This is a genomic window from Pseudomonas syringae pv. cilantro, from assembly GCF_001293775.1.
Lineage (GTDB): Bacteria > Pseudomonadota > Gammaproteobacteria > Pseudomonadales > Pseudomonadaceae > Aquipseudomonas > Aquipseudomonas syringae_P.
In genome coordinates, this window is record NZ_LGLN01000033.1 from 580,792 (window position 1) to 597,881 (window position 17,090).

18 protein-coding genes and 1 pseudogene are annotated in these 17,090 nt (G+C 58.0%); 12 read left to right on the forward strand and 7 right to left on the reverse strand.

Annotation, left to right across the window (positions count from 1 at the left end; genetic code table 11):
- Positions 1-294: 294 nt before the first annotated feature.
- The gene (gene pobA / locus ABJ99_RS09635; protein WP_054085621.1) at positions 295-1,479 is read right to left on the reverse strand and encodes a 4-hydroxybenzoate 3-monooxygenase; all 1,185 of its coding nucleotides are present in this window, start codon (positions 1,477-1,479) and stop codon (positions 295-297) included.
- Between the two features lie 151 nt (positions 1,480-1,630).
- Here pobA and ABJ99_RS09640 point away from each other — a divergent pair, with 151 nt between their 5' ends.
- A complete protein-coding gene (locus tag ABJ99_RS09640; RefSeq protein ID WP_054085622.1) occupies positions 1,631-2,500 on the forward strand; it encodes a helix-turn-helix domain-containing protein in 870 nt (289 codons plus the stop codon).
- A 51-nt stretch (positions 2,501-2,551) separates the two neighbouring features.
- Here the strand turns inward: ABJ99_RS09640 and ppnN are convergent, their stop codons facing one another.
- Positions 2,552-3,925 (reverse strand): nucleotide 5'-monophosphate nucleosidase PpnN, encoded by a 1,374-nt coding sequence (ppnN, locus tag ABJ99_RS09645; RefSeq protein WP_054085623.1) that lies wholly within the window; start codon positions 3,923-3,925, stop codon positions 2,552-2,554.
- Positions 3,926-4,363: 438 nt separating this feature from the next.
- On the opposite strand from ppnN, the gene ABJ99_RS09650 reads away from it, so the two are divergent.
- From ABJ99_RS09650 to ABJ99_RS09660, 3 genes are all read left to right on the forward strand, one after another.
- Positions 4,364-5,038 carry a TIGR04211 family SH3 domain-containing protein gene (locus ABJ99_RS09650; protein ID WP_054085624.1) on the forward strand — a complete coding sequence of 225 codons (675 nt, stop codon included), beginning with the start codon at positions 4,364-4,366 and terminating at the stop codon, positions 5,036-5,038.
- Between the two features lie 368 nt (positions 5,039-5,406).
- Positions 5,407-7,008, forward strand: coding sequence for a tetratricopeptide repeat-containing response regulator (locus ABJ99_RS09655; RefSeq protein ID WP_054085625.1), 1,602 nt, complete (start codon positions 5,407-5,409; stop codon positions 7,006-7,008).
- Entirely contained in the window at positions 7,005-7,700 is a 696-nt protein-coding gene (locus ABJ99_RS09660) for a sensor histidine kinase (protein ID WP_054085626.1), read from the forward strand. The genes ABJ99_RS09655 and ABJ99_RS09660 overlap by 4 nt, the downstream gene beginning before the upstream one ends.
- 37 nt (positions 7,701-7,737) lie before the next feature.
- Here the strand turns inward: ABJ99_RS09660 and ABJ99_RS09665 are convergent, their stop codons facing one another.
- Positions 7,738-8,547 carry a glycosyltransferase family protein gene (locus tag ABJ99_RS09665; protein ID WP_054085627.1) on the reverse strand — a complete coding sequence of 270 codons (810 nt, stop codon included), beginning with the start codon at positions 8,545-8,547 and terminating at the stop codon, positions 7,738-7,740.
- Between the two features lie 246 nt (positions 8,548-8,793).
- Here ABJ99_RS09665 and ABJ99_RS29065 point away from each other — a divergent pair, with 246 nt between their 5' ends.
- From ABJ99_RS29065 to ABJ99_RS09675, 4 genes and pseudogenes are all read left to right on the forward strand, one after another.
- A complete protein-coding gene (locus ABJ99_RS29065; protein ID WP_230081005.1) occupies positions 8,794-9,249 on the forward strand; it encodes a methyltransferase domain-containing protein in 456 nt (151 codons plus the stop codon).
- Positions 9,250-9,282: 33 nt separating this feature from the next.
- Positions 9,283-9,705 (forward strand): hypothetical protein, encoded by a 423-nt coding sequence (locus tag ABJ99_RS29070; RefSeq protein ID WP_230080999.1) that lies wholly within the window; start codon positions 9,283-9,285, stop codon positions 9,703-9,705.
- Between the two features lie 61 nt (positions 9,706-9,766).
- Positions 9,767-9,925: pseudogene (locus tag ABJ99_RS29795) on the forward strand (glutamine synthetase family protein); the annotation flags it as partial.
- A gap of 87 nt (positions 9,926-10,012) precedes the next feature.
- On the forward strand, positions 10,013-11,401 hold the full coding sequence (locus tag ABJ99_RS09675) for an MFS transporter (RefSeq protein WP_054085792.1): 1,389 nt from the start codon (positions 10,013-10,015) through the stop codon (positions 11,399-11,401).
- A 65-nt stretch (positions 11,402-11,466) separates the two neighbouring features.
- Here the strand turns inward: ABJ99_RS09675 and ABJ99_RS09680 are convergent, their stop codons facing one another.
- From ABJ99_RS09680 to flgA, 4 genes are all read right to left on the reverse strand, one after another.
- Positions 11,467-12,213: a flagellar brake protein gene (locus ABJ99_RS09680; protein WP_054085628.1), complete on the reverse strand. Its 747-nt coding sequence runs from the start codon at positions 12,211-12,213 to the stop codon at positions 11,467-11,469.
- Positions 12,214-12,295: 82 nt separating this feature from the next.
- Positions 12,296-12,763, reverse strand: a complete 468-nt coding sequence (locus ABJ99_RS09685; protein WP_054085629.1) for a flagella synthesis protein FlgN — start codon at positions 12,761-12,763, stop codon at positions 12,296-12,298.
- Positions 12,764-12,812: 49 nt separating this feature from the next.
- Positions 12,813-13,127: a flagellar biosynthesis anti-sigma factor FlgM gene (gene flgM, locus ABJ99_RS09690; RefSeq protein WP_054085630.1), complete on the reverse strand. Its 315-nt coding sequence runs from the start codon at positions 13,125-13,127 to the stop codon at positions 12,813-12,815.
- 160 nt (positions 13,128-13,287) lie between these two features.
- Positions 13,288-14,046: a flagellar basal body P-ring formation chaperone FlgA gene (gene flgA, locus ABJ99_RS09695; RefSeq protein WP_054085631.1), complete on the reverse strand. Its 759-nt coding sequence runs from the start codon at positions 14,044-14,046 to the stop codon at positions 13,288-13,290.
- Between the two features lie 78 nt (positions 14,047-14,124).
- Between flgA and ABJ99_RS09700 the strand changes: the two genes are divergently transcribed.
- The 4 genes from ABJ99_RS09700 to ABJ99_RS09715 all read left to right on the forward strand — a co-directional run bounded on the left by ABJ99_RS09700 (position 14,125) and on the right by ABJ99_RS09715 (position 16,993).
- On the forward strand, positions 14,125-15,051 hold the full coding sequence (locus tag ABJ99_RS09700; RefSeq protein WP_054085632.1) for a chemotaxis protein CheV: 927 nt from the start codon (positions 14,125-14,127) through the stop codon (positions 15,049-15,051).
- Positions 15,052-15,102: 51 nt separating this feature from the next.
- Positions 15,103-15,930 carry a protein-glutamate O-methyltransferase CheR gene (gene cheR, locus ABJ99_RS09705; RefSeq protein ID WP_054085633.1) on the forward strand — a complete coding sequence of 276 codons (828 nt, stop codon included), beginning with the start codon at positions 15,103-15,105 and terminating at the stop codon, positions 15,928-15,930.
- 111 nt (positions 15,931-16,041) lie between these two features.
- Positions 16,042-16,509: a cyanase gene (gene cynS, locus ABJ99_RS09710; RefSeq protein WP_007252061.1), complete on the forward strand. Its 468-nt coding sequence runs from the start codon at positions 16,042-16,044 to the stop codon at positions 16,507-16,509.
- Positions 16,510-16,519: 10 nt separating this feature from the next.
- Positions 16,520-16,993 carry a nuclear transport factor 2 family protein gene (locus ABJ99_RS09715; protein ID WP_054085634.1) on the forward strand — a complete coding sequence of 158 codons (474 nt, stop codon included), beginning with the start codon at positions 16,520-16,522 and terminating at the stop codon, positions 16,991-16,993.
- Positions 16,994-17,090 lie beyond the last annotated feature (97 nt).

Sequence of the window (17,090 nt, forward strand, 5' to 3'; positions counted from 1 at the left end):
TGATTTTATTGTTTTAAAACAAAGAGATAGTGCTAAGGCGCAAAGAAAATAATCAATTCCAAGCGAAAAAGCCCTGAGTAGCGCGTAGACGTTTGCGCACCTGTGCGCAAGCGCTTTTATCTTCCGTAGGGCGTGAGATGTATGTCGTTGCCTGTTTTTGCCCGGCTGGTGCGTGCGCAGCATTTTGCACATCAAGGCATGTGGCCGTTAACGCTTCTCATGGCCCGCGAACAGATGACGCAGAGCGTCAGGAACGGCATGCCCGCGCGCAGTGACAAGCGTTCTTCCGCCGACCTACTCAATCGCCTCATAAGGCAAGCCCACATAATTCTCCGCAATGGTCCGGCGCCCGGCTTCTGAACCGACGTAGTAGTCCAGTTCGGTCTGCTGGATGCGCTGGCTGAACGCATCGGTGTTCGGGAAGTTGTGCAGCACCGAGGTCATCCACCATGAAAATCGCTCGGCTTTCCATACTCGGCGCAGGCAGATCTGCGAGTACTTTTCCAGCAGGTCGGTGCGGCCTTCGCGGTAGACCTTGAGCAGGATGCGGTACAGCGTACTGACGTCGCTGGCCGCCAGGTTCAGGCCTTTGGCGCCGGTCGGCGGGACGATGTGTGCGGCGTCGCCGAGCAGGAACAGGCGGCCGTACTGCATGGGTTCCACCACAAAGCTGCGCAGCGGGGCGATGCTTTTCTCGATGGACGGGCCGGTGATCAGGCGGTCTGCCAGATGCTCGGGCAAGCGCGCTTTGAGTTCGCTCCAGAAGCGTTCGTCCGGCCAGTCTTCGACTTTTTCGTCAGCGCTGACCTGCACGTAATAGCGGGTACGAACCGCCGAACGCATGCTGCACAGGGCGAAGCCGCGCGGGTGGTTGGCGTACACCAGTTCTTCGTTGACCGGCGGCGTGTCGGCGAGCACACCCAGCCATCCAAATGGATAGATGCGCTCGAAAACGCTAAGTGCCTCGGCCGGAATCGATTGCCGGGAAACCCCATGAAAACCGTCGCAGCCGGCAACGTAGTCGCAGTCCAGGCGCACGCTCTCGCCGTCTTTCACGAAGGTCAGGTAAGGGCGGTCGGTTTTCAGGTCGTGGGCTTCGACGTCCGCAGCGTCATAGACGGTCAGTGCGCCGCTGATGGCGCGCGCTGTCATCAGGTCGCGGGTCACTTCGGTCTGGCCGTAGACCATCACGGTCTTGCCATCAGCGAGGTGTTTCAGGTCGATGCGTTCGCAGCGGCCGTCGAACGCCAGCTCGAAACCATCATGAATCAGGCCTTCGGCGTCCATTCGCTCACCGACCCCGGCCTCGCGCAGCAGATCGACCATGCCTTGTTCGAGCACGCCTGCGCGGATGCGCGAGAGTATATAGTCGGGGTCCTTACGCTCGACAATCACGTTGTCGATGCCCGCGCGCTGCAGTAACTGGCCCAGCAACAGCCCGGAAGGGCCTGAACCGATAATGGCGACTTGAGTTTTCATGAACAGTGTCCTCTCGGGTGATCCCTGCCAGCCGTAATCGGCGGGATGCAATTGTTTTTGTCTCCTGCATTTTTAATGGATGACGTCGAGATAAGAAGGCACTATCCGGTGCATTGTCTGGACTTTTCGAGGGTCGGGACGGGGAGGCGACATGGCCAGATCTGCCATTACAGCGATACCGGTGTTCAAGCTCTACGGCGAAACCACGGCCTGGCCAACGCCGGATCTGATTCATTGTGAGTCGATTCCCGAGCGCAGCAAGATACACGAGTGGGAGATCAAGCCGCATCGGCATGGCGATCTGGTGCAGTTGCTGTATGTGCAATCGGGCAAGGCGATGCTCAAGGTCGAGGACATGGCTCGCGAGGTGGAGACACCGTCGCTGCAGGTGGTTCCGGCATTGAGCGTGCACACGTTCAGGTTCGCGGAAAATATTCAGGGGCACATTCTCAGCCTGGCCAGACCGTTGGTGGAGCAGTTGGAGACGGCGCTCGACAGTTCGGCCATGCGTACGGCACGTTGCTACGAGCTTGGGGCAGACTGCGATTACGTCGACACGCTGTTCAGCGCCATCGCTCGCGAGTACCGGCAACCCAGGACCGGTCGTGATCTGATGCTGCATTCGTTGATCAATGTGCTGGCGGTCTGGCTAAGTCGGCGCAGCCGCGAGCACGCTGGCGAAGACATTCATGCACCGGATCGCGGCCGTGAGCATTTGCAGGCGTTCATGCATCAACTGGAAACGAGTTTTCGCGAACACTGGTCCATCGAGCAGCACGCGCAGGCCATTGGCATCAGTGCCGCGCATTTGAATGCGTTGTGTCGGCGGCTATGCAATCAGTCGGCGCTACAGATCATCAGCCAGCGTCTGGTGCTGGAGGCCCGGCGCAATCTGATTTACACCACCCTGACCATCAATCAGGTGTCCGACAGCCTGGGGTTTTCCGAGCCCGCCTATTTTTCGCGCTTCTTCAAACGCGCCACCGGCCAGTCGCCTCGCGAGTTTCGTCAGCAGAAATAGAAACGGGGCGCTCAAGAGCGCCCCGTTTGCCTGACGGTTATTGCTGTGGGATCAGGCCACAACCTGATAGCACGGCACATAAGCCGCGCCACCCGGCAGCTTCATCCGGTGCTGGTCGACAAACGCCTGCAACAGTTTGTCCAGCGGACCCATGATCGAAGGGTCGCCCTGAATCTGATAAGGGCCGTGCTCTTCGATCAGGCGAATGCCTTTATCCTTGACGTTGCCGGCGACAATGCCCGAGAACGCCCGACGCAGGTTGGCCGCCAGTTCGTGGGTCGGCACGTCGTGGTTGAGTTGCAGTTTCGCCATGTTCTCGTGGGTCGGATCGAAGGGGTGCTGGAAGCTTTCTTCGATCTTCAGCAACCAGTTGAAGTGAAACGCGTCGTTGCGCTCGCGGCGGAACTGCTTCACTGCCTTCAGGCCCTGAGTCATCTGCCGAGCGACGTCTGCCGGGTTGTCGATGATGATCTGGTAGTGACGCTGCGCTTCTGCACCCAGGGTGGCACCGACGAATGCGTGCAATTGTTGCAAGTACGGTTCGGTGTTTTTCGGGCCGGTCAGGATCACCGGGAACGGTACGTCCTTGTTGTCCGGGTGCATCAGAATGCCGAGCAGGTAGAGGAATTCTTCGGCTGTGCCCGCGCCGCCCGGGAAGATGATGATGCCATGACCGACACGCACGAAGGCTTCGAGGCGTTTTTCGATGTCCGGCAGGATCACCAGCTCGTTGACGATCGGGTTCGGCGCTTCGGCTGCGATAATGCCCGGCTCGGTGAGGCCCAGGTAGCGACCGCCGACAATGCGTTGCTTGGCGTGGGCGATGGTCGCGCCCTTCATCGGGCCTTTCATCACGCCGGGACCGCAGCCGGTGCAGATGTCCAGGCTGCGCAGGCCCAATTCATGGCCGACTTTCTTGGTGTATTTGTATTCTTCGGTGTTGATCGAATGACCACCCCAGCACACCACCATCTTCGGCTCGACCCCGGCACGCAGGGTGCGGGCGTTGCGCAGCAGGTGGAACACGTAATCGGTGATGCCCTGAGAATCGCTCAGGTCGATGCGCTGGCTGTCCAGTTCGCTTTCGGTGTAGACGATGTCGCGCAAGGCGCTGAACAGCATCTCGCGGGTGCTGGCGATCATTTCGCCATCGACGAAGGCATCGGCCGGAGCGTTGAGCAGCTCCAGGCGCACGCCGCGATCCTGCTGATGGATACGCACTTCAAAGCTTTCGTACGCTTCAAGAATGGTCTTGGCGTTATCGACGTGGGCGCCGGTATTGAGAATGGCCAGGGCGCACTGGCGAAACAGGGTGTAAGTACTGCCTGAACCGGCAGCGCTGAGTTGCTGCACTTCACGTTGGGACAGGGTTTCGAGGCTGCCTTTGGGGCTTACGGTGGCGTTAATCACTTGTCTTGGGAGCATTCTATTTTCCATTAGAGCGATGCAGTCGAGCATCAGGATGGTGGGTGTCCGGGACACTCACGCCTGTCAGACCTTTTCTACAGCACTTGGACGGGAAAGCAAATATTGCGCAGTGCGGGAGCCTGATTTGCCAGGTTAAATGCTGTGCCAGCGGCGAATTCGTTTGAAAGCAGGGACTTGCTCACGGCGACCGTGCGGCTGAATTTTGACGCGCGGACAGGGCGATAGTGAACCTGACCCATTTCGAGGAGTCTGTTAGCTGATGGTTTTTTCTGGACGGCCTGCAAAAAAGGGAACCGACGCGCTTTCGTTGCGTGTCATTGGCAGACAATCCGTCCGGGCAGGAGTTGCAAAACCTTTGATCGCCTGCCGTTCCCATCGTTAGCCGGCCCGTTCAACGAGGCTTTATTTTCATTCCGGATAAAGATAATTATCGCCATGTCTCGTCATCTTTCTGCACTTCTTTCTCGTGCCCCTGGCCTGTTCTGCGCGTCGCGTCGTTTGCTGGGTGCCGGCCTGTTCGGCGCTGTGCTGACCGTGATCGTCCCTGGCAGTGCTCAGGCGGCAAACAACGAGCGTTGGGTCAGCGACAGCCTCACCACTTACGTACGCAGCGGGCCAACGGATGACCATCGCATCGTCGGCACGCTGAAATCCGGTCAGAAGGTCGAGTTGCTCACCAGCTCGGGCAAGTTCAGCCAGGTGCGCGGCGAAGGTGGCGCGACAGTGTGGATCCCCAGCAGTGACTTGCAGGACGTCCCCGGTCAGGCCGAACGCGTGCCGCAGTTGACGCAGCAGGTCGCTGAACTGACCGAGCAACTGGCGGGCATCGACAACACCTGGAAGACCCGCGTGCAAGGCATGCAGGAAACCCTGGATGCGCGCAAGAAGCTGGTCGATGAGCTGGAAGCGCGCACCAAGACCCTGAACGATCAACTGGCGGACTCTCAGGCCGAATTACGTGCCACTCAGGCGCGTCTCGGTGACGAGAACAAGCAGGTGATGATGCGTTACATGGTGTACGGCGGCAGCATCGCCGGTGCGGGTCTGTTGGTCGGCCTGATCCTTCCGGCCCTGACCAAAGGCCGCAAAAAGAACGACGGCTGGGTTTAACCTTCCGTGCAAGCATGCCGACGGCCTGTGTCGGCATGCTGTTCGGTGTGGCACTGTCGTTAATCTGTCCGCAACTCCCCCCGCATTATTCCTGCACATTCGATCCAGCTCGCAAAATCAGCCGTCAACAGGCGTAGCGATGCGGCGCGACGTGCATGTTCGCCCTATAGTTTCTGCACGGATGGTCGAAAAACTGAGTGTTGCCGCAAGTCCCGCTCTGTCGTGCGGGGCGGTGACGGCAGCTGTGCCTGAGCATCAGTCAGCGATCAGTGATCAAGCAGGCCCCGAAAAGCGGGCTGCTGAGCCGGGTCCGGGTAGCGCTCGGGCCATGGGGCTCATATTTTTACCTCTCGTGTGCAGGAATCCGGATGCTGGCGTACAACCAAAAAAGCTTTCTTATCGTTGATGACTTCTCTGATTTTCGCAGTTCAGTCAGATCGATGCTGCGTGAACTGGGCGTCAAGGAAGTGGATACCGCCGACACCGGTGAAGAGGCGCTGCGCATGTGTGCGCAAAAGCGTTATGACTTCGTGTTGCATGACTTCAATCTGGGCGACGGTCGCAAGAACGGTCAGCAGGTGCTGGAAGACCTGATGGTCGAGCGGCTGTTGAGTCACCAAAGCGTGTTTATCATGGTCACCGCCGAAAACAGTCAGGCCATGGTCATGAGTGCGCTGGAGTGGGAGCCGGACGGCTACCTGACCAAGCCGTTCAATCGCGCCGGGCTGGCTCAGCGTCTGGAAAAACTGGTGCAGCGCAAGACCCTGCTCAAGCCGATTCTGCAGGCGCTCGACCGTCGCAACCCGACAGAAGTGCTGGCCGCTTGCAACACCTTGATCGAGCAGGACCCGCGTTACGCGCCACTGTGCCTGCGCTACAAGGCTGAGGCCTTGCGTGATCTGAAGCAGAACGAACCACTGGAAGTCTTCCTCAAGAGTATTCTGGCCGACCGCGCCACGCCCTGGGCGTATGGCGCGCTGGGCAGCCTGTTGCTCAAACGCGGCAAGGCTGCCGAGGCGCAGGTTGTTTACGAGCAGGCGATCAAGGCCTTTCCGATCATGCCTGCGTTGTTCGACGGGCTGGCTGACGTGCTGGTCGCGCTCGGCGATGCCAAGCGGGCTCAGGCAGTGCTGGAAAGCGCGGTGCGTCTGTCGCCGCTGGCGGTTCGTCGGCAGCGGCTGCTGGGCAAACTGGCGCTGGGCAACGAGGATTTCGAAAGCGCTTCCAAGGCCTATCGTCAGGCGGTGTCCCAAGGGCAGCATTCGCGTTTCAAGGACCCGGAGACCAATCTGGGGCTGGCGCATGCCTTGATCAGCAAGGGCGGCGAGCAGGGGCTCGATGCGCGGACCCGGGTTGAAATCAACAATGCTCTGGGTGACGTCGCCAAGGAACACGGTAGCGACGAAGGCCTGCAAGTGCGCACGCGCCTGATGAAGGCCTCCAGTCTGCAGCATTCGGACCCGGAAGCGGCCGCAAAACTTACCGAGCAGGCGATGGCCCGACTCGACGGAACGGAGTTGTTTCTCAGCGCCGAAGCGTCGTTGATGGTGGCCGCCCAGCTCAGGCAACTGGGGCAGGAAGAGGCGGGTGCCGGTGTTTTGAAGAGTTGCGCGCAAGTCTATGGCGACGACCCGGCGGTGATGAAAAGTGTCGCCAGCATGACTGACGATCCTGCCATTCTGGGTGCCAACAAAGCAGCCAATGATTTGAACCTGCAAGGCGTACGCAGCTACAAGGCTGGCAATCTGACCGAGGCGCAGACGTTTTTTCGTCAGGCATTGGCGTTGCAGCCGAAGAATCTCAGTATTGCGCTCAACATGGCGCAGTCGCTGCTCCACCCCGGCCAGAATCTGGGCCAGGCCGGCCTGGACGAGTGCCGGGCCAGCCTGACCATGGTCGGCAGGATCCCGGACAGCGATCCGCGTTTCGAGCGTTATCAAAAACTCAGGGAGAGGGCGTTTGGCGCATGAGCGAAGAGAAGGAGCAGGGGCTTGATTTCTCCATGGTGATTGCCTCCACCGTGCACGACATGAAGAACTCGCTGGCAACGCTGACCCAGGCGCACAGTGAGTGGCTGGCGAAGCTTTCCAGTCGGCAGCGCGATACGCCGGAACATGGCGTCATCGAATACGAGTTCGCCAACCTGAACGGCATGCTGGTGCAGCTGTTGGGCCTTTACAAACTCGGTGTCAATCAGATGCCGTTGCGCCCGGATTATCACGAGCTGGACGATTTTATCGAAGCGCAGCTGGCGCATCATCAGGAGGTGTTGAGCAGCCGTGGCATTGCCGCTGGTTATGCCATCAATGTGGTAAGCCCGTTGGGATTTTTCGACCGTGAACTGGTGGGGTCGGTGGTGGGCAATATCATCGTCAATGCCACCGGTTTTGCCCGCGAGCAGATATTCGTCAGCGTGTCCGATGAGGACGGCCAGTTGAAGATCACCGTCAACGACGATGGTCCTGGCTATCCGGCCTACCTGATCGAGCAGCAGACCGACTATGTGCTGGGCATCAATCAGGGCAGCGGCAGCACCGGGCTGGGCCTTTACTTTGCTGCGCACATTGCGCGGTTGCATGTAAGCAATGGCCTGCAGGGGCGGATCGAAATCGCCAATGGCGGGGTGCTGGGCGGAGCGGTGTTCAGCATGACGCTGCCCTGAGCCACGGGGCCTGCCCGCAAGCAGGCCCCGCGATCATTCAGATATTCAGCCCGAAGTTGCGTTTGATGCTGTTGAGGCTGTCCATCAGTTCCTCATTCGACGCCAACGGGTGTTTGACCGGTTCGCACCCGTGTTTGAGCGTAAAGTGCTCGATGGCATCCAGCGCGTTTTTGCGGTGCCGGGCATCGGACGAGATCGTTGATTTCGCCAGCGTCCACGGCTCGTCTCCCAGATACGCCTGCGAATTGTCGATGTCGGCAAAAAACCAGAACGGCGGGTGCATGTTCTGATTGATGATGGACAGGGTGTGGTCGACGTGTTCAAAGGCGTTGTGGTACGTCTCATCCATCAGGCCGGCCGCTTCCAGGCTACGTCTGGAATAGTAGGAAAACGCGCCGACGCAATGCCGGTACAACGGCAGGTTGATACCGTTGCCATAATCGATCTTGCACACCGGATGGGCTTCGCCAGTGGCGGTCTTGTTCATCAACCCGTGTTGGCTGTAGTTGAGATGCTGAATGCCGGTCAGGGTCGAGGTCAGGATATACAGCTCGAACACTTCCGGGTTCTTGATGTAGATGTCATCTTCGATCAGAAACAGATGTTCGCAGCCAGCGTCCAGAAGTCGCGAAAATGCACGGTTCTTGGATTTCCCCACACCGAGGTTGCTTTCATTGCTGAACAGGACGTGGCTGTCGTAGGCAGCGTGTTCAGGGTATACATCGCCGTCATTGATGATGACGATGCTGTCGATGAGGTCGGCGGGCAGTGAATCGTAGAGTTTTTTCAACAGCGCAGGCCGGTTATACGTGACGATTCCGCAGCCAACCTTTTGACCATCGATCATGGTGATCCTCTGTCTTTCTAGGGCCTGAGCCTGATTATTGATGGCTTGCGTCAGCAACCGCAGGGTAAGCAGGGCACTCGCTGACGTAAATCATCGTGCATGAGCACGTGATTACAGCTGGCTGCAATATCTGCGCCAATGGTCGATGGCAGGCTGCTGTGCGGGCGCTGACGGCTAAAGTTTTGCCAGGCACCGCCGACATTTCTCACAGGCTGTATCCAAATCACGACGAGCGATGGGTGAGTGATGCTGTTAGCTAAGAAGTACTGTCAGGGCCATGGTATCGAATTGGGGGCTGCCGCTCATAACGCCTTCAACCTGGCCAGTTGCCTGAATGTTGCGCCTTGCAACGGTGTCGAGTTTTTGCACCCTCGTGATATGGAAGATTATCAGCAGTACTTCGTCGAGCAGATGAAAGTCTCGGGCGATGTCTCGAAAGTCGACATGCTCGGCGACTTTCAATGCATTCATACTGCAGATGCGTCGGTTGATTACCTCATCAGTTCGCACGTCATCGAACACGTTCCCAATCTGTTTTCCGCTTACGTCGAGGCCCTCCGGGTGCTGAAGAACGGCGGCGTGTTCTTCTGCATCTTCCCCAAGCGCACGGCCGCGCGGACCGATCGCGCGCGTCGTTTGACGACCCTGGCGCAGATGATCGAAGACTATGAAAACAAGGTCGACATGACCACCGTCGCTTAAGGCGAATGGCGCGGTCACTATCAAGTGTTTTCCTTGCAGAGCATGATCCGCGCCGTCAATTACGTGAACACATCGGGTCTGGGCTGCTGGTACATCGAGTGCGTCGAAGAGACCGATTCGAAAGTAGGCAACGGCCACACCCTCGTACTGCGCAAGGTAGAAGGGCTGTCGGCCGAGAAGTGGCAGGACGTCGCTGATTTCAACACGCAGTTCAATCAGTTGTTGATGGCCGGCAAACTGGAAAACGCACTGACGCTGACCAAGATCCTGCTGTCTTTCAATTTTTTTGATGCCAACAAACTGCATCTCGCCGGTGCTCTGAGTCGTCAGTTGGGCCACTTTGCCGAGGGCGTCGAGTTTCTGCGTCAGGCCCTGGTGGTCGATCCGGAGAACGAGGAGTACCGAAAGGAGTTCATCGAAGTCACCGGAGTGCCGTTCCACAATCCGGTGCTTTGAGTTGTAAAATGGTCAGCTTCAAGCGGTAAGCCTTTGGCTTGCAGCTTGCCTGAGAGTCTGGCTGCCGCAAGAATTATCACTTCCTTGTACCTTGCAGGCCACTCTTGAGCGTCTGAAAAGCAGTCAGTTGGCCAAGGAACTGTTTGGTCATGAATTCATCGAAGGCTACGTCGCGTCGAAGGCCCTGGAACTGAGCAGTTTTTTTGACGAGATAACCCCTTGGGAACGGCGCGTTGTGGCTGCCCAGGTTCAAGAATCGCAGTGTCGGGCTCGCTCATTCGGGCGACTCCCAATTTTTGGAAAGTTGATGCGCCAAATCTGGAAATCCTTTCGAGGGCTTTATTTTGCCTCGTTGATGATGTTGATCGGCTCGGGTCTGCTGAGCACTTATCTGGCCCTGCGCCTGGCGGCCGATCAGGTCGATAGCCTGTGGGTCGGTGCGTTGATGGCCGCGAACTATTTTGGCCTGGTACTGGGTGGCAAGATCGGTCACCGCCTGATCGGTCGCGTCGGGCATATACGTGCGTATGCCACCTGCGCCGGGATCGTCGGTGCGGCGGTGCTCGGTCATGGGCTGATCAGCTGGCTGCCGGCCTGGCTGGTGCTGCGGGTCATCGTCGGCCTCGGCATGATGTGCCAGTACATGGTGATCGAGAGCTGGCTCAACGAACAAGCCGAGGCCAAGCAACGCGGCATGGTGTTCAGCGGCTACATGATCGCTTCGTATCTGGGGCTGGTGCTGGGCCAGTTGGTGCTGGTGGTTCACCCGCAACTGGGGCCTGAGCTGCTGATGCTGGTGGCATTGTGCTTTGCGCTGTGTCTGGTGCCCGTCGCCATGACCCGCGCCATTCACCCGGCGCCTTTGCATCCGGCACCTCTGGAACCGCGGTTTTTCATGAAGCGCGTACCGCAATCGCTAACGGCGGTGTTGGGCGCGGGGCTGATCATCGGTTCGTTCTACGGCCTTGCGCCGGTTTACGCGGCTGAGCAGGGGCTGTCCACCGAGCAGGTCGGTCTGTTCATGGGCTGCTGCATTCTCGCCGGGTTTCTGGTGCAGTGGCCGCTGGGCCTGCTGTCGGACCGCTACGACCGCTCCGTACTGATGCGGGTATTTGCGGCCGCGCTGGTGGTGGCGTCATTGCCGCTGGCGGTGTTCCCCAGTGTGCCGGTCGAGGTGCTGTTCGGCGTCGGTTTCCTGGCCTCGCTGATGCAGTTCTGTCTTTACCCGCTGGCCGTGGCATTCGCCAATGACCACGTCGAGGCCGAGCGGCGAGTCTCGCTGACTGCAATGCTGCTCATGACCTACGGTATCGGCGCAAGCATCGGTCCGCTGGCTGCTGGTGTGGTCATGAAAGTGTTCGGTGGCCATATGCTGTATGTGTTTGTCTGCGGCGCTGCAGCGATTCTCGTGCTGCTGATCCGGCCCAAGGCTGTTACTCACTTGCACCAGGTGGAAGACGCGCCGCTGCACCATATTGCGATGCCAGACAGCATGTCCAGTTCGCCATTGGTGGTAGCGCTTGATCCGCGGGTGGATGAGCAGGTGGTGCAAGAGCAGATGCAGACGGCCGTCGAGCCGGAAGTGGTTGACGAGCCTGAGCCAGATACACAGCCAGAAGCAGAGCCGGTGGCCGATGCCAAGGCTGAGGTTGTTTCGGCGGAACGAGAGGGCGAGAGCGAGACCTGGAAGGCCTGAATGTAGCAGGAGGGCTGGGTGACTGCGGCACAGCTGCCGCAATCACCCGCACAGGTTCCGGGCTGTCAGAAGTCGTCGTCTTTATCGAAGCGACGTGCTTCACGCTGCAACTGGTAGACGAAACGTTCGACCTGGCGCTGTACCAGCCCGCTCATGTTGTGAAAGCGTACGCCGGCAAAGGTGGTGTGAAAACGTTCTTCGAAGTGCAAATGACGTAATTCCACCGGCGCAGTCATGGCGCCAAACGGCAGTTTGGCGACAAAACGATCGTACACCTGGCCCAGCTGCATGCGGTCAGACACATCACCTTCAAAGCGTAACTTGCAGCCGGTCGCGGAAATATCCAGCAATTTGCCGTTCAGCGTCGATTTCAGGCGCTCGCCACCGATCTCGACGTCCACCAGTTGGGCCAGCTTGAGTGCGGCGCGAAATGCGTTGCGCCGCTGGTGATAGATGACTTCGTCGGGCATCTGCCCGCGGTACATTCGCTGGCCGTCAGCCTCGACGATGTCCATCTGCGCCGAGCTTTCCCAAGCAATGCGCACGCCGTCATGAAAGCCTTCCACACGGTAGGGCTCGCCATTGCCGATGAAGCGTTCGCCATCACGGGGGATCATTTCGTCGAGCGCCATGGTATTGCTGTCACGGTCGACTTCGAGCAGGTAGCTCTGGAAGCGCTGGGCGCGCTCGTGGAAGGTAATGATCAGAGGATCATGACTCTCGACGAGCAGCCGCAGGTTTGCTGCGATTTCCAAAGGTGTATTGAGGACCTTCGGGGGCTGCGGAGCATCGTCCGCGCTTGAGCCATTCACGTTCTTGAATCTCCAGGCAAAATACTACGGCAATGCAGCAGCAGGCATTCTGCCACTACGCTCAATGCCTTGATACAGGAAGTTACGCCTGACTCAGAGGGCGCGGCTTGGCTCTCAGAGCAGTCGAGCCGCGACTGTCGTAAAGCGTCGGCGTATCGCCGCCATTGAGTATCCGAAGCTGATGAGCGGTGCTGATCTGTTGCAGCTGGATCAAACTACCATTCTGGTTATTCAACGTCTGGCATTCATTGATCAGTGCACTCAGTTCATCACTGGCCGCCAACAATTGCTCGCCGATATCCGACTGGCTGGCCAATAGTTGAAGGCCTTCACGATTGGCAGGCAGCCCGACCCCCGCAAGGATCTGGCTGCGTTTGCGCCCATGCTGATCGAGGAGAATCACCAGCGCCTGCTTCTGCGCCAGTACCTGCTCCATCTCGCCCATGTCACGGCCATTGAGAATCAGTGCTTCGGCCTGCAACAACTCGAGAAGCTGACGGGCAGCGACCATGTCGTCGGTAATCATCTGCAGCAAAGTAGTGTCTTGCATCGCATGCTCTGGTTTTTAAGCGTCCAGAATATCCAGCGCGAGCCGTGGCTTAGCGTTGGGTTTCGAAATTCAACAGTTTGCTGGCAACACGGTTGCTGTCGACCTTGTAGCTACCGTCTGCGATGGCCTGCTTGAGCTCGGCGACGCGTGCACTGTTGACGGTTGGCAGATCGTTCAGCTTGTCCGTGATGTTCTGCAACTGTTGAGCCTCACTGCTCAAGGAAAACGTTTCCCCGGTGCTTTTCACGCCTGCGGTGGCTGCAGGTGCTGGCGCATCGGTTTTGCTGATGTCTTTACTGGCCCCGGTACGCGATGTACTGGCGACAGACTGTGAATTGTTAAGGCGGCTAAAATCTATGACCATGATTGAAAAACCTCTGGGTGTTTGGACGCTTGCCTTGTTTTCGGCCAACCCCGATCAAACTTTAGGCTGATTGTGATAAAGCTTCTCAATAGATGCTTTCCACCGTCGGACATTCACCGCAGTCTAGAAAAAACGCACGTGCTACGCCAGCATCAATGCATTACATGGCCACTTCCACCTGTCCTGGACCGGTGACATTGGCTTTGATCACCCGCTGGGAATTGAGGTTTTTCACTCTTATCTGCTCGTTGAAACCACCATCGGACATCGCTTCGCCAGGCATACGCACCGCCAGCGTACCGGTACGGGCAATGATCACCACCTGATCGCCCTTGTGAATCATCTGTGGCTGTTCCAGCGCTACGGGCGTGATGACCTGATCTATGACCATCTGTCGGACAACCTTCTGACCGACTGCCTGATCCAGCGACGCCAGGAATCCCTGACCCAGGCTGCTGACATCCCGCTCGCGCATCGCGACATCTTCTTCAGTGACGATGGCATCGCGTTTCAGCGGCCGCATCACGGTGACGACGTTGCGAAACAACTGCACCTGAGCCGGCACGAACACGGTCCAGGGCGATGAGCCTTCACAGCGAACCCGCACAGTGACGCGGCCAACCGGGCGCGGACTTTCCAGCGTGGCTGTCAAATCCTTGTCGCAGGCGCCCATCCGTAAACGCGGGTCGAGCTGCTTGACCTGGATGTCATGACGCCCGTCAATCTGGTTGGTTGCCAAATAGTCTTCTACTGTGAACTCAAGAAACCCTTGGGTGACGCCGATAAGCTGTTCAGGCAGTGTGAAATTCTCTGCACGGGCGAAGTTGCCCGCGCCGCAAAGGCAGAGCAGAGCGATTGCGCACAGAAGCCTGCGGGTTTCTAATGCGAAGTGTCGAGAAATTGTCGTCTTTGCGTTCATGGGAATATAAATAGCAAAGCCCGTGCCGCTTATTGATCAGGTGTGTGGGCGGCGGTCATTTTGGTAAGGGGGTTCGGCATGGCAGGTGTAATGGATTCGGTAAACCAGCGAACTCAGCTGGTGGGTCAGAATCGCCTGGAGCTGCTCTTGTTTCGTCTCGACGGCAAGCAGCTCTACGGGATCAACGTCTTCAAGGTTAAAGAAGTACTGCAATGCCCGAAACTCACCATCATGCCCAAATCGAGCAAGATCGTTCGGGGTGTCGCCAGTATCCGTGGCGGTACGATCCCGATCATGGACCTGGCGATGGCAACGGGTTCCGCCGGTATGATTTCGCTGGTCAATTCCTTCGTCATCATCACCGAGTACAACACCAAGGTTCAGGGTTTTCTGGTGCATTCTGTCGAACGCATCGTCAACATGAACTGGGAAGAGATTCATCCGCCACCCAAGGGCACCGGGCGCGATCACTACCTGACCGCAGTCACCCGTGTCGATAATCAGTTGGTGGAAATCATCGACGTCGAGAAGATTCTCGCCGAAGTTGCGCCGGTTTCCGAAGAAATCTCGGCCGGTGTCATCGATGCGGAGGTTCAGCATAAGGCTGTTTCGATGCGCGTTCTGACGGTCGACGATTCGTCGGTGGCCCGCAAGCAGGTAAGCCGTTGCCTGGAAACGGTCGGGGTTGAAGTGGTTGCGCTGAACGACGGTCGCCAGGCGCTGGATTACCTGCGCAAGATGGTCGAAGAAGGCAAAAAACCGGAAGAAGAATTCCTGATGATGATCTCCGACATTGAAATGCCGGAGATGGATGGCTATACCCTTACAGCGGCGATCCGTAATGACCCGCGCATGCAGAAGATGCACATCACCTTGCACACCTCGTTGTCCGGGGTGTTCAACCAGGCGATGGTCAAGAAGGTCGGCGCGGATGACTTTCTTGCCAAATTCCGGCCTGATGACCTGGCGGCCAGGGTGGTTGCGCGGATCAAGGCAGCAGAATAACCATCCGGGGGCGTCGTTCCCGGTGATTCACATGATTTGAGAGGCGGCACCTTGTCTACGGGTAATTTGGATTTTGATCAGTTCCGGGTATTTCTGGAAAAAGCCTGTGGCATCTTGCTTGGGGAAAACAAGCAGTACCTGGTGTCCAGCCGCCTCAACAAATTGATGGAGCAGCAAAGCATCAAGTCGTTGGGTGAGCTGGTCCAGCGTATTCAGACCCAGCCGCGCAGTGGTTTGCGTGAGCAGGTGGTCGATGCCATGACCACTAACGAAACCCTGTGGTTTCGCGACACGTACCCGTTCGAGGTGTTGAAGAACAAGGTGCTGCCCGAGCAGATCAAGGCCAGCCCCGGCCAGCGCCTGCGCATCTGGTCGGCAGCCTGCTCGTCGGGTCAGGAACCGTATTCGCTGTCGATGTCCATCGACGAGTTCGAACGTGCCAATCCCGGTCAACTGAAGTCGGGCGCGCAGATCGTCGCCACCGATCTGTCGGGTTTGATGCTCAATAATTGCAAGACGGGCGAGTACGACAGCCTGGCGATTGGCCGCGGTCTCTCACCTGAACGTCTGCAACGTTTCTTTGACGTGAAAACTCCGGGCCGCTGGGCGGTCAAGGCGCCGATCAAGAGTCGTGTCGAGTTCCGCTCGTTCAACTTGCTCGACAGTTATGCGGCGCTGGGCAAATTCGACATCGTGTTCTGCCGTAACGTATTGATCTACTTCTCGGCCGAAGTGAAGAAAGACATCCTGCTGCGCATCCACGGCACGCTCAAGCCGGGTGGCTACCTGTTTCTCGGTGCATCCGAAGCGCTGAATGGTTTGCCTGATCACTACCAGATGGTCCAGTGCAGCCCGGGGATTATCTACAAGGCCAAGTGACGGTTGCCTGGCTGTTTGTCATCAAGGAGACCTTCGGGTCTCTTTTTTCGTTCTGGATATTAGTGTGGTATTGCTGATGCTGTTATCGAGTCAACTCATCAGGAGAGGGTCATGCCACACAGCAATATGTCCAGAACACCGCGCCAGGATCTGACCGAGCGCGTGCTGCGAGCCAAGACTGCAAAGAACCTGACCTGGGCGTCGCTCGCCGACGATACGGGGCTGAGCGTGGTGTACGTTACCGCTGCGTTGCTCGGCCAGCATCCTTTGCCGCAAGCGGTTGCCGAAGTAGTCGCCGAGCGTCTCGGGCTGGACAGAGACGCCGTTGCTGAGCTGCAAACCATCCCCTTGCGCGGCAACGTGGAAGATGTTTCCAGCGATCCGACTATCTATCGCTTCCACGAGATGGTTCAGGTTTACGGCACCACGCTGAAAGCCTTGGTGCATGAACAGTTCGGCGACGGCATCATCAGCGCCATCAACTTCAAGCTCGACATCAGGAAAGTCGAAGATCCGGAAGGGGGAGAGCGTGCCGTGATCACCCTTGATGGCAAATTCCTGCCCTATAAACCTTTCTGAGGACCCTGATATGAGTGATAAAGGAAGACCCCCGTTGCCGCCCTTCACCCTGGAGACGGCTATCCAGAAAGTCCGCGGCGCCGAGGATGGCTGGAATTCCCGGGATGCGGCGAAAGTCGCGCTGGCCTACACCGAAGACACCTATTGGCGTAACCGCAGTGAGTTCGTCATTGGACGCGCCGAGGCGCAGGCTTTTCTCGAGCGCAAGTGGCGCAAGGAACTTGACTACCGATTGATCAAGGAGCTCTGGGCCTTTACCGATAACCGCATTGCCGTGCGTTATGCCTATGAATGGCACGACGACTCAGGCAACTGGTTCCGCTCGTACGGTAACGAAAACTGGGAGTTCGCCGCGAACGGCCTTATGCAACGGCGCTTCGCCTGCATCAACGATCTGCCGATCGCCGAAGCCGAGCGTAAATACCATTGGCCGTTGGGCCGTCGGCCGGATGATCATCCGGGCTTGAGTGAGCTGGGGCTCTGATCATCGCCACTCGTATCTGACATAAAGAGACCTCAGGGTCTCTTTATCATTGGGTGTTTTATTCAAGGCGTTGATCAAGCGCCGCCGCTGCCAGGCG

Coding starts and splice junctions, on each gene's coding strand:
- ABJ99_RS09685 (WP_054085629.1), bottom strand. CDS start 12,763: ATGCAAGACACTACTTTGCTGCAGATGATTACCGACGACATGGTCGCT.
- ABJ99_RS09640 (WP_054085622.1), top strand. CDS start 1,631: ATGGCCAGATCTGCCATTACAGCGATACCGGTGTTCAAGCTCTACGGC.
- cynS (WP_007252061.1), top strand. CDS start 16,042: ATGCCACACAGCAATATGTCCAGAACACCGCGCCAGGATCTGACCGAG.
- ABJ99_RS09700 (WP_054085632.1), top strand. CDS start 14,125: ATGGCAGGTGTAATGGATTCGGTAAACCAGCGAACTCAGCTGGTGGGT.
- ABJ99_RS09660 (WP_054085626.1), top strand. CDS start 7,005: ATGAGCGAAGAGAAGGAGCAGGGGCTTGATTTCTCCATGGTGATTGCC.
- ABJ99_RS09665 (WP_054085627.1), bottom strand. CDS start 8,547: ATGATCGATGGTCAAAAGGTTGGCTGCGGAATCGTCACGTATAACCGG.
- pobA (WP_054085621.1), bottom strand. CDS start 1,479: ATGAAAACTCAAGTCGCCATTATCGGTTCAGGCCCTTCCGGGCTGTTG.
- ppnN (WP_054085623.1), bottom strand. CDS start 3,925: ATGCTCCCAAGACAAGTGATTAACGCCACCGTAAGCCCCAAAGGCAGC.
- ABJ99_RS09715 (WP_054085634.1), top strand. CDS start 16,520: ATGAGTGATAAAGGAAGACCCCCGTTGCCGCCCTTCACCCTGGAGACG.
- ABJ99_RS09675 (WP_054085792.1), top strand. CDS start 10,013: ATGCGCCAAATCTGGAAATCCTTTCGAGGGCTTTATTTTGCCTCGTTG.
- ABJ99_RS09655 (WP_054085625.1), top strand. CDS start 5,407: ATGCTGGCGTACAACCAAAAAAGCTTTCTTATCGTTGATGACTTCTCT.
- flgM (WP_054085630.1), bottom strand. CDS start 13,127: ATGGTCATAGATTTTAGCCGCCTTAACAATTCACAGTCTGTCGCCAGT.
- ABJ99_RS09650 (WP_054085624.1), top strand. CDS start 4,364: ATGTCTCGTCATCTTTCTGCACTTCTTTCTCGTGCCCCTGGCCTGTTC.
- flgA (WP_054085631.1), bottom strand. CDS start 14,046: ATGAACGCAAAGACGACAATTTCTCGACACTTCGCATTAGAAACCCGC.
- ABJ99_RS29065 (WP_230081005.1), top strand. CDS start 8,794: ATGCTGTTAGCTAAGAAGTACTGTCAGGGCCATGGTATCGAATTGGGG.